The following is a 7,480-nucleotide window of genomic DNA, read 5'->3' as shown; positions in this document are numbered from 1 at the left end:
GGCGTTGATTTTTGGCACGCTGTTGAGTTCTCAAGGTGCGGACGCTTCCTTCGTTCCCGTTTCCGGGCCCTCCGGGCGCTTCCTTCGTTCCCGACTCTATCAGACGCTTTTCGGTGTCCGATTCCCGGTCGGCGGGATTCGTCTTTCCGGCCGTTGGGCCGTTCCGACGAGTGAGACTCTAGCGGATTCCCTGACTCCGATGCGAATCGGGGATTCCTCATTCCGTAAAAGAACACGGAGAGCCGAAGGAAACGAATTACTCGCCGCCGTCGGGCTCTGTGGTTCTCGCGGAATCGCCGTCCGGGGCCGACCGGGGCCGGTGCTCACGTCGGACAACTCGGAGGACACTACGGATCGGGCGCAGTCCATGTCAACTTCAGGCCCGGCCCCGTCTCCGGGGCCCCCGGAGGACGGAGGCGGCCCCGATCCGTCGCCGGTCTTCCTGCGGCGGATCGGGGCCGATCAGAGGGGCAGAGGGGCAGGGGCTCGGAGGGTCAGGCGACCGTCCACTTCTGGTTCGGCGTGCCGGCGCAGGTCCACAGCTGGAGGCGGGTGCCGTTGGCCGAGCTGTTGCCCGTCGCGTCGAGGCACTTGTTCGCCTGGATGTTCACGATGTCGCGGGCGCCGCTGACCGCCCAGCGCTGGGCGCCCGAGCCGTTGCAGTCCCACAGCTGGACGAGGGTGCCGTCGGCCGTGCCGCCGGAGGCGGCGTCGAGGCACTTGCCGAGCGCCCGGATGGAGCCGTCCGCGCCGACCGTCCAGTTCTGGGCGGCGGTGCCGTTGCAGTCGTAGAGCTGGACGGGAGTGCCGTTGGCGGTGTTGGCGGCGGCCACGTCGACGCACTTGCCGCCGATGCCGGTGATGCGGTTCCCGGCGGGCGGGGTGTCGCCGGTGGTGACGCGGACGTGGTCGACGACGAGCTGTGCGGGGAAGACCGTGGAACCGTTGGGGTCGCCGGGCCAGTAGCCGCCGACGGCGAGGTTGAGGATGAGGAAGAAGGGCTTGTTGAAGACCCAGCTGCGGCCGCCGAGGTCGGCGGGCGTACGGGTCTGGTAGACGTTCCCGTCCACGGACCAGGTGATGCGGTCCGGTGCCCAGTCGACGGCGAAGGTGTGGAACGCGTCGGCGAACGCCTGTCCGCCGGGCAGGGTGTAGCCGGCGCCGATGCCGCCGGAGCCCGAGTAGCCGGGGCCGTGGAGGGTGCCGTGCACGGTGGAGGGCTCGAAGCCGACGTTCTCCATGACGTCGATCTCGCCGGAGTTGGGCCAGCCCACCTGGCCGAGGTCGTGACCGAGCATCCAGAACGCGGGCCACATGCCCTGTCCGCGCGGGATCTTCATCCGTGCCTCGACCCTGCCGTACTGGGCGGTGAAGCGGCCGGCCGTGTTCAGGCGGGCGGAGGTGTACTCGCACCTCCCGTACCAGCACTGGTAGTTGCCCGGGTTCTCGCGGCGCGCGGTGATGACGAGGTGGCCCTGGCCGTCGAGCGCCGCGTTCGCGGTGCCGGCGGTGTAGTACTGCCGCTCGTGGTTGCTGACGTTGTCGCCGGTCTCCAGCTGCCAGCGGGAACCGTTGACGGCGGAACCGGCGGGCCCGTCGAACTCCTCCGCGAAGGTGACGGCGGCGGGGGCGGCCGCGGCCGCCTCGCCCGCCGCGGCGGAGCCGGGCGCGCCGACGGCCAGGCCCACGAGGAGGGCGGCGCCCGCGAGGGCGGCGGACAGGGTCCTGCGCAGGCGGGCGCGGGGTGGACGGGAAGCGCGGGAGGAGTGCATGGCTCTCTCTTCCGTCGTGGTGGGGGGTGAGGGTGAGGAGTGACCGTGGCTGGGGGCCGATGTCTTTAATGGCATGCGCATGACAGTTCTGTTGGTGCAGACCACTCCCTTGCCGACATGATTTAAGGAGTAAGGTAAGGGCCCGTCAAGAGGGTGCGGCAGGTCCGGCGCGGCGGAGACGGCGGCCCCGTACGGTTGCTCGGGGCTCGTCCGGCGAGTCGGCTTCGCCCACGGCCGGCCTGAGGGCCCTCCCGGGATTCGCGAGAAACGCCATCCCCCGACTGCCGGCCCTCCGGTCCGGCAGGGGCGCTTCGGCTTCGAGGTCGGCTGGGGGCCTCATGCCGGACCGGATCGTGCCGCCTCCGGCTCGGGTCCTCGGCACAGGCCAACGGTTCGCTTTCTTGAGCAGGCCCGGACAGTACCGGCTGTGCCCGGCCGGGGGAGGCGGGGGCGCACCCCCTCCCGGCCCGGTCTGCGTGAGGAAGGGGCGGGCGGGCTTGCGGCGGTCGATCCGAGGGGAAGGGATGCGGGCAGGAGACACGGTCGGCAATGGCCGGGTCGCCGGGGCCGGAGGAGCCGGCCGGCGGATGGGCGGGGGTGCGTTCTCCGTTGCGGTAGCCGCCGAGGCGGGCATCGGGGACCCCGTGCGTTCCGATCCGGGCGAGGGCCGCCGCCCTGGTCCGGGGGAGCCTGGACAGGCCGCCGCCGTTGGTGCAGGGACCGTCGAAGGTGTCGCCGTTGCTCGTCGGATCAGGGAGGGCGGACCGGGTGCCCTCCAGGGTGAGGGACCGCGGGCTTCGCGACCGCGCCCCGGGCGTGCCCCTGGTGTCGAGCGGGCCGGCCATCCGACGGAACGCGATCTCCAGCACGTCCTCGCCGAGACGGACACGGGCACGGCACAGTGACGACCGGTTCACCCGCGCGAGGGCCCGGATCCCCCGGGATGCCCCGCCGTCGCGCGGCACGGCCGTGCCTGGCCGTCACCACGTCGACCGGCCCGGTGGTGGACACCTCCGCCGGAATCCCGATCCGCACCCCCCGACCGGTTCCTCTGCCGTCGCTCGTGGTCGGCCGTGCCGTCAGAGGAATGGGGGGCGGGTCGGCCCGCTGTCCGGCCCGTCGTGATGATGCCGACCGTCCCCTCGCGGATGCCTGCCGCGGGGTGGCCCCCAGGGCCGCCCGTACCGCCGGGTCCGTACGGGCTCCGCTTCTTCGCGGCGGGGCCGGTGGGGTCACGCGGCGTCCGCGTGCCGGAGGGCGGGGCCGAGCAGGAGGCCGCCGTCGATGACGAACTCCGCGCCGGTGGCGAAGGAGGCGTCGTCCGAGGTGAGGAACAGCAGGGCCCGGGTGATGTCGGCCGGCTCCCCGAGCCGCGGGATGGCGAACGGCTCGGCCGAGTAGAAGTCGGAGATCGGCGTGTCGCTGCCCGCGGCGGGCTCCGTGATGAACGGGGTGGCGATGGCTCCGGGGTGGATGGCGTTGACGCGGATCCCGTCCCGCCCCAGTTCGAGGGCGGCGGTCTTGGTCAGGCCGCGTACGGCCCACTTGCCGGCCGTGTAGGGGGCGTACAGCGCCGTGCCGACCATGCCGGAGGTGGAGGCGATGTTGACGATGGCTCCACCGCCACCACGGCGGAGCGACGGGGCCGCCGCCTTGATACCGAGGAACGTGCCGGTGAGGTTGACGGCCAGGACGCGGTCCCGGACGCGCCGGTCGGTGGCCTCGACGGGGCTGCGGGATTCTGCACCCCCGCGTTGCCGACCAGGATCGAGAGGGGACCGAAGCGGTCCTCCGTCGCGGCGATGGCGGCGTTCCAGGATTCCTCCTCGGTGACGTCGAGGTGGACCGCGGGGCCGCGCTCTTCGACGCGATCCTCAGCGCGTCCTGGAAAGCGGAGGCGGGGAACGAGGAGCCGCCCGCGCCGGGCGGTCCCCGCGCCGGACTCACCGTGATCGGCCGGCGTTACGTCGCCCTGCTCACCCGGCCGGGCATGGCGGATCTGTTCCGGATCGTCATCGCCGAACTGCCGCGCTTCCCCGAGCCGGCCGAGTCCCGGTTCCGCCGGGGGAAGACGCCCTGCTTCGACTCGGTACGCCACTACCTGGAGGCGGAGCAAGACACGGGCACGCTGACCGTGGACGATCCCGAACCGGCCGCGACCCAGTTCCTGGGCATGATCTCCAACTGCGCGTTCCGGCCCCGCACGCTCGTGGCCGACTGGGCGCCGGATGCCACGGCGGTCGGGCGCGTCGTCGACGAGGCCGTGCTCATGATGACGGCCCGGTACGGCACCGTCTGAGGACACGCGGCCGCCGCGCCGTGCGGAGCCAGGGACGCTTCCCCCTGCCCACGCGCCCGCCGGGCCCCTTCCCTCCTTCCCTTCTGCTGTCCGGGCTCGATCCGCCCGCTCCCCCTCGCCCGGGAGGACGGTGGGGGGAGCGGTGCGGTCTGGTCACCGGGTCGTGAGGGCCCTGATCTCCTCGGTGATCAGGGTGGGGTCCTCCTCGGCCATGAAGTGGCCGCTGGAGACCGTCCGGTGGCGCAGGTCGTCCGCCCAGGCGCTCCACAGGCCCTCGGCGTGGTAGCCGAGCGCGGCACCCCAGTCCTGCTGGAGGACGGTCACCGGCATGGCCAGCCGGCTGCCCGCCTCCCTGTCGGCGGTGTCGTGGTCGACGTCCACGCCGGCCGAGGCCCGGTAGTCGGCGACGATGGAGGGGACGGCCGCCGCGGACGCCGCGAGGTAGTGGGCGCGCACGTCGGCGGGGATCGCGGCGGAGGCGCCGGTCCACGCGTCGAGGAAGGAGCCGAAGAAGGTGTCGGCCGACGCCTGGATCATCCGTTCCGGCAGGCCGGGGGGCTGCGCCATCAGGTAGAGGTGGAAGCCGACCGCGGCGGAGACCCCGTGGAGGGCGTCCCACATGTCGAGGGTCGGCAGGACGTCGAGGAAGAGCGCTCGCGTGACGGTGTCCGGGTGGTCCATCGCCGCGCGGAAGGCGACCAGCGCGCCCCGGTCGTGGCCGGCCAGGGTGAACCGGTCGTGCCCCAGCTCGGCCGCGAGGCGGACGACGTCCCGGGCCATGGTCCGCTTGGAGTAGACGTCCGGGCCGGTCTCGGCGGGCTTGTCGCTGGCGCCGTAGCCGCGCAGGTCGGGGCAGATGACGGTGTGGTCGGCGGCGAGGTCGGCGGCCACGTGCCGCCACATGAGGTGGGTCTGCGGGAAGCCGTGCAGCAGCACGACGGGGGAGCCCGCGCCGCCGACGGCGGCGTGGAGGGCGACGCCGTCGGCGGCGCGCACGCGGTGCTCGGTGAATCCGGGGAGGGTCGGGTGGGTCACGGCGACTCCTGTCGTTCGTGGCAGAGTGGACGTGTCCGGAGCACTGGTCCGGGCGTCCGGGGACGTCACCCAGGCTGTGGGTCCCGGATCAGCGATCGATGAGTGCCTCCGCGGTTCGTCCGAAACGGCGCCGGCCGCGAAAGGACACCGCCGTGGGCGTGGAGTTCGGTCTGCTGGGACCGGTGGCCGCCTGGGACGGCGGCTCGGTCCTCCCGCTCGGCGCGCCCCGCCACCGCGAGGTGCTCGGACGGCTGCTCGTCGCCCGCGGCCGGGTGGTGACGGTCGACCGGCTCGTGGCCGACCTGTGGGAGGAGGCTCCCCCGGCGGGCGCGGTGGGCGCGGTCCGCACCTTCGTCGCGGCGCTGCGCAGGGCCCTGGAACCCGCCCGGCCGGCCCGGCAGCCGTCCCGTCTGCTGGTCACCGACGGCCCCGGCTACTTCCTGCGCGCCGGGCGGGAGGCGGTGGACGCCTGGCGTTTCGAGGAGGCGGTCGGGGCGGCGGCCGGGGCGCCGCCCCACACGGCCGTGGCGCTCTGGCGGGACGCGCTCGCCCTCTGGCGCGGGCCGGTGCTGGCCGACTTCCCCGACGCCTCCTGGACCCGGGCCGAGCGGGTCAGGCTGGAGTCGCTCCGCCTCGACGCGGTCGAGCGGCGCGCCGACGCGCTCGTGGCGACCGGCGCCGCGCACGAGGCGGTGGCCGACCTGCGGGGTCATGTCGTCGCCCACCCGCACCGGCAGGACGGATGGATCCTGCTGGCCGGCGCGCTCGACCGGGCCGGCCGGCGCGGCGAGGCCCTGGAGACCCTGGGCCGTGCGCGGGCCGCGCTCGCCGGCGCGGTCGGTCCCGGCGGCTCCCGGGACGCCGTGGACCGGGCGGAGCGCCGTATCCTCGGCGCCGCCGGTTCCGCGCCCGAACCGGCGGGGACGACCGACAGTCTTTGGGAGCGGACGGCGGCGGCGTGGAACCGGTCGGTGCCCGCCCGGTCCAGCGCCCGGCTCCACGCCACGGCCGGGCTGCTGCGGGACCTCGCGGTGACCGGTGCCGGCGGGCTCGAGGAGGCGCGCCGTCACCGTCGCGACCTGGTCGCCGCGGCCGAGGCGACCGGAGACGCCGAGCTGGCCGCCCGGATCATCGGCTCCTACGACGTCCCGGCGGTGTGGACGCGCGCCGACTCCCCCGACGACGTCCGCGCGCTGTCGCGGGCGGCCGCCCGCGCGGCCGCCGAGCTCGGCCCCGCGGCGCCCGCCGCGCTGCGCGCCCGGCTGCTGTCCGTCGTGGCCGTCGAGTCGCGGGGGGACGCCACCGCCGACGCGCCCCTCCCCCGGGCCGCCGACGCCCCCGTCACCGAACCGTGGCGGCGGCGTGCCGGGCTCGCCGCGGACGAGGCCGTCCGGATCGCCAGGCGCCTCGCCGACCCCCGGCTCCTCGCCTTCGCCCTCAACGGGACCTTCATGCAGTCGTTCGCCACCTGCGGATCGGCCGCCCGCCGGGACGCCCTCGGCGGTGAGCTGGTCCGGCTGGCCGTCGACCACGAACTGCCCGGTCACGAGCTCCTGGGGCGCATCGTCCGCCTCCAGGCGCTCGCCGGTCTCGGCGACCTCGCGGCGGCGGAGGGGGAGGCCGGGGAGATCGACCGGCTCGCCCACCGCAACGACCGTCCCCTCGCCGGGGTGTTCACCGCCTGGTACCGGGCTCTGCGCACCTGCGGGACCGAGGGGTGGGGCGCCGCCCGGCCCCGCTACGGCCAGGCCCTCGCCGCGACCGCCGACTGCGGCATGCCCGGCCTCGCCGACGGGGCCGCGGCCCTGGTCGCGGTCGTCCCGGCCATGCTCGGCGACGGTCTGCCCGATCCCGACGACTTCGCCCGGCTCGACGCCGGCCCCTACCGTCCCTGGCTCACCCCGCTGCTGCTGGCCGCCTCGGGGGCGCGGGAGGAGGCCCGGCGGGCGCTGGGCACGGTCCCCCGGCCGCCCCACGACCTCCTCCAGGAGGCCCTGTGGTGCCTGCTCGCGCGCGCCGCCGCGGCCGTGGACCACCGGCCCGTCCTGCTCCGTGCCCGCGGCGAACTCTCCGCGGCCCGGAGCGAGCAGGCCGGAGCGGGCAGCGGGCTGGTCTCCTTCGGGCCCGTCGCACGCCACCTGTCGGCCGTCGAGGAGGCGCTCGGCCGGGGCGCCGCCGGTACGGAGGTCTGAGGCCGGTCCCCGGACGGTCCGCCGTGTCCGGCGGCGTACGGGGTGGTCCGGCGGCGTACGGGGGTGGTCCGGGGGTTGTCCGGCCCCGCCCACCACCGCTCCCCGGGGGCCGGCCGCAGGCGGGGGCGCTGGGGGCCGGGGGCCGCGACACCGTGGAGCACCTGCCGGCCGCGGGGCCGGTG

Annotated in this window: 5 protein-coding genes; 2 read left to right on the top strand and 3 right to left on the bottom strand. The window is 75.1% G+C overall.

Features of this window, described 5'->3' with window-relative positions; all coding sequences use genetic code 11:
• Nucleotides 1–494: 494 nt before the first annotated feature.
• On the bottom strand, nt 495–1,772 hold the full coding sequence (locus tag IE287_RS36575) for a glycoside hydrolase family 16 protein (RefSeq protein ID WP_189853733.1): 1,278 nt from the start codon (nt 1,770–1,772) through the stop codon (nt 495–497).
• Between the two features lie 1,232 nt (nt 1,773–3,004).
• Nucleotides 3,005–3,463: an SDR family NAD(P)-dependent oxidoreductase gene (locus IE287_RS38950; protein WP_229883978.1), complete on the bottom strand. Its 459-nt coding sequence runs from the start codon at nt 3,461–3,463 to the stop codon at nt 3,005–3,007.
• A 149-nt stretch (nt 3,464–3,612) separates the two neighbouring features.
• On the opposite strand from IE287_RS38950, the gene IE287_RS36565 reads away from it, so the two are divergent.
• Complete coding sequence (locus tag IE287_RS36565; protein ID WP_229883977.1) at nt 3,613–4,071, top strand: TetR/AcrR family transcriptional regulator C-terminal domain-containing protein; 459 nt, start codon at nt 3,613–3,615, stop codon at nt 4,069–4,071.
• Nucleotides 4,072–4,224: 153 nt separating this feature from the next.
• Here the strand turns inward: IE287_RS36565 and IE287_RS36560 are convergent, their stop codons facing one another.
• Nucleotides 4,225–5,106, bottom strand: a complete 882-nt coding sequence (locus IE287_RS36560) for an alpha/beta hydrolase (RefSeq protein WP_189853731.1) — start codon at nt 5,104–5,106, stop codon at nt 4,225–4,227.
• Between the two features lie 152 nt (nt 5,107–5,258).
• Between IE287_RS36560 and IE287_RS36555 the strand changes: the two genes are divergently transcribed.
• A complete protein-coding gene (locus IE287_RS36555) occupies nt 5,259–7,298 on the top strand; it encodes an AfsR/SARP family transcriptional regulator (protein ID WP_189853730.1) in 2,040 nt (679 codons plus the stop codon).
• The last annotated feature ends 182 nt before the right edge of the window (nt 7,299–7,480 follow it).

The organism is Streptomyces omiyaensis, from assembly GCF_014650895.1.
GTDB lineage: Bacteria > Actinomycetota > Actinomycetes > Streptomycetales > Streptomycetaceae > Streptomyces > Streptomyces omiyaensis.
This window is presented reverse-complemented; position numbering and strand designations above follow the sequence as displayed.

What these genes read in the sequence shown, in the direction of transcription:
- IE287_RS36575 (WP_189853733.1), bottom strand. Translation starts at nt 1,772, where the DNA reads ATGCACTCCTCCCGCGCTTCCCGTCCACCCCGCGCCCGCCTGCGCAGG.